This window comes from Pelagivirga sediminicola (genome assembly GCF_003072125.1).
Classification (GTDB): domain Bacteria; phylum Pseudomonadota; class Alphaproteobacteria; order Rhodobacterales; family Rhodobacteraceae; genus Roseovarius; species Roseovarius sediminicola.
Genome location: NZ_QCYH01000046.1, coordinates 1 through 2,729, shown reverse-complemented (window position 1 = coordinate 2,729; position 2,729 = coordinate 1). Strand labels below are relative to the sequence as shown.

The 2,729-nt window shown below is 62.1% G+C and carries 4 protein-coding genes; all 4 read left to right on the top strand.

From position 1 onward, the window contains the following. Positions 1-434: IS66-like element accessory protein TnpA (tnpA, locus tag DC366_RS19315; protein WP_341476708.1), on the top strand; the 434-nt coding region annotated here is incomplete at its 5' end. Continuing rightward, positions 431-781: an IS66 family insertion sequence element accessory protein TnpB gene (gene tnpB / locus DC366_RS19310; protein WP_108693770.1), complete on the top strand. Its 351-nt coding sequence runs from the start codon at positions 431-433 to the stop codon at positions 779-781. The genes tnpA and tnpB, both read left to right, overlap by 4 nt. 60 nt (positions 782-841) lie before the next feature. Further along, positions 842-2,476, top strand: a complete 1,635-nt coding sequence (tnpC, locus tag DC366_RS19305) for an IS66 family transposase (protein WP_108693769.1) — start codon at positions 842-844, stop codon at positions 2,474-2,476. Beyond that, positions 2,473-2,700 (top strand): hypothetical protein, encoded by a 228-nt coding sequence (locus DC366_RS19300; RefSeq protein WP_207768792.1) that lies wholly within the window; start codon positions 2,473-2,475, stop codon positions 2,698-2,700. Before tnpC ends, DC366_RS19300 begins: the two co-directional genes overlap by 4 nt. Positions 2,701-2,729 lie beyond the last annotated feature (29 nt).

Sequence of the window (2,729 nt, the reverse complement as noted above, 5' to 3'; positions counted from 1 at the left end):
GGGATCGATCCGATGGTAAGTCCGACCTTATGTCCGACTTTATCAACCGCCCTCAAATCGAAGTTCTTTCCGCCGCTGATGGTGAACGCCGCCGGTATTGGCCCGATGATGATAAACTGCGCATTGTGGAGGAAAGCTTCATCGGCCACCGCCAGGCGGCAGCCACAGCGCGGCGGCATGGCATTTGCCGGTCGCTGCTGACAACCTGGCGGCGGCAGTATCGAAACGGTGAGCTTGGGTCTTCTCGCCCGGTATCGTTCGCGCCGGTGACCGTGACGAAAGCGCCCGCGCGGCAGACCAATTCAGTCGATCCCTGTCCGCCTCCGGGCTGTGAGGTTGAGATAGCCCTGCCGAACGGGCGCCGGGTCACCGTGCCGGTGGGCGTGGAGCCCGAAGCGCTTGCGCGGATCCTGGCGGTGGTGGACGAGCAATGATCGCGTTTCCGGCGGGCGTGAAGGTTTGGATTGCGGGCGGCACCACCGATATGCGGCGGGGCATGAACACGCTGGCGCTGCAGGTGCAGGAGGGTCTCGGTCGCGATCCCCATGCGGGTGAGATCTTCTGCTTCCGGGGCCGTAAGGGCGATCTGGTCAAGATCCTGTGGCATGATGGCGTGGGCATGTCGCTTTATCTGAAACGCTTGGAAGCGGGCAAGTTCATCTGGCCGGTGAGCCGGTCCGGTGATGCGGTGCAGATCTCGGCGGCGCAGTTGGGCTATCTTCTGGAAGGCATTGACTGGCGCAACCCACGCTGGACGCAACGCCCTGCAAAGGCTGGATAAATTGCTCTTACAAGCCTGTTTTTGTTGGTTCTTCATGAGCTTGAGTGATAGACATCCGCCATGTCTGACGCCGCCTCCGAACTCGCCAAATTACGCGCTGCCCTGGCCGCCGCCGAGGCCCGTGCAGATGTGGCCGAAAGCGAGCTGGCACAGACCCGTGCGGTTGTGTCCTGCTCGGAAGCGATGATCCAGGAGCTCAAGCTCGAGATCGCCAAACTGCGCCGTGACAAATACGGTATCTCGTCAGAACGACGCGCCCGGCTGATCGATCAGTTGGAATTGCAGCTTGAAGAACTGGAAGCGGCGGCCACCGAAGATGCCCTGGCCGCAGAACAAGCAACCGACAAAGCCACCACCACGGTGCGTGCCTTCACGCGCCGTCCACCTGTGCGCAAGCCGTTCCCCGAGCACCTGCCGCGCGAGCGGGTTGTTGTCGAGGCACCTGCCGCCTGCACCTGCTGTGGCTCGGATAGGATCGTGAAGATGGGCGAGGATGTCACCGAGACGCTGGAGGTGATCCCGCGGCAGTGGAAGGTGATCCAGACCGTGCGCGAGAAGTTCACCTGCCGGTCCTGCGAAAAGATCAGTCAGCCGCCGGCGCCGTTCCATGCGATCCCGCGTGGATGGGCCGGGCCCAGCCTGATCGCCATGATCGTCTTCGAGAAATATGGTCAGCACCAGCCTTTGAACCGGCAGGCCGAACGCTTCGCACGTGAAGGCGTCGAGTTGAGCCTGTCGACCTTGGCTGACCTGATCGGGCATGCCGCTGTCGCGTTGCAGCCAGTCCATGCCTTGATCGAGACCCATGTGCGCGCCGGTCACCGCCTGCATGGCGATGACACGACCGTGCCACTTCTGGCGCGGGGTGGCGCGAAGAAAGCCCGGTTCTGGACCTATGTCCGTGACGATCGCCCTTGGAACGGGGGAGCGCCACCGGCTGCGTTCTTCCGCTTCTCCCGTGATCGCGCGGCCACCAATCCCAATCAGCACCTGGCCGGATGGCAAGGTGTGCTGCAAGCGGACGCCTATGGCGGATACAACGACCTCTATCGCGCCGACCGATATGCGGGGCCGGTGACCAGTGCGCTGTGCTGGGCGCATGCGCGCCGGAAGTTCTTCGAGTTGGCGGATATTGCCAGGAACGTGCGAAAGGGCAAACCCGCCCATCAGATCTCGCCGATCGCCCTGGAAGCGGTGAAACGGATCGACGCCATCTTCGACATCGAACGTGACATCCATGGGCTGGATGCCGCTGCCCGCCTTGCCGCCCGCCAGGTCCTGTCACGTCCCTTGGTGAATAATCTTCATGACTGGCTGCAGGAAGAGCGCGCGAAACTGTCCCGACACAACAAGGTGGCCAAGGCGATCAACTACATGTTCGAGAAAGATGGCCGTTGGAAAGCCTTCACGGCATTCCTTGATGACGGGCGCATCTGCCTGACGAACAATGCGGCCGAACGCGCCCTGCGCGGGATAGCCTTGGGCAGAAAGTCGTGGCTCTTCGCGGGTTCCGAGCGCGGCGGTGAGCGGGCCGCCGCCATGTATACCCTCATCGTCACGGCCAAAATGAACGACATCGACCCACAGGCCTGGCTTGCCGATGTCCTCGCCCGGCTGCCCGAGATGCCCGTCTCGCGCATCCATGAACTTCTACCATGGAACTGGAAAACCCGACCCCTCGCTGAGGCGGCATGACCATGCAGTTGAACAAGATCCATTCCGTTAAGACCATCGACCGCGTTGCAGCCGAACTGGGCGAAACCGTCGATCGGATCTTTGATCTCGCCATCGATATGGAGCCCGAAGATGGCGTGATCTGGGTCTACGGCCCCGGCAACGACAGCGTCATCGCATTCACTCCGTTCGGGATCGAAAACCTGTGCGAGCTCATCGAAATGGACCGTCAACACGCACGTTGACCTCGCTGTGGCCTACGCCGGATGCTTAC

Excerpts from the sequence above, each read along its gene's own strand:
- tnpB (WP_108693770.1), top strand. The coding sequence starts at position 431 with ATGATCGCGTTTCCGGCGGGCGTGAAGGTTTGGATTGCGGGCGGCACC.
- tnpC (WP_108693769.1), top strand. The coding sequence starts at position 842 with ATGTCTGACGCCGCCTCCGAACTCGCCAAATTACGCGCTGCCCTGGCC.
- DC366_RS19300 (WP_207768792.1), top strand. The coding sequence starts at position 2,473 with ATGACCATGCAGTTGAACAAGATCCATTCCGTTAAGACCATCGACCGC.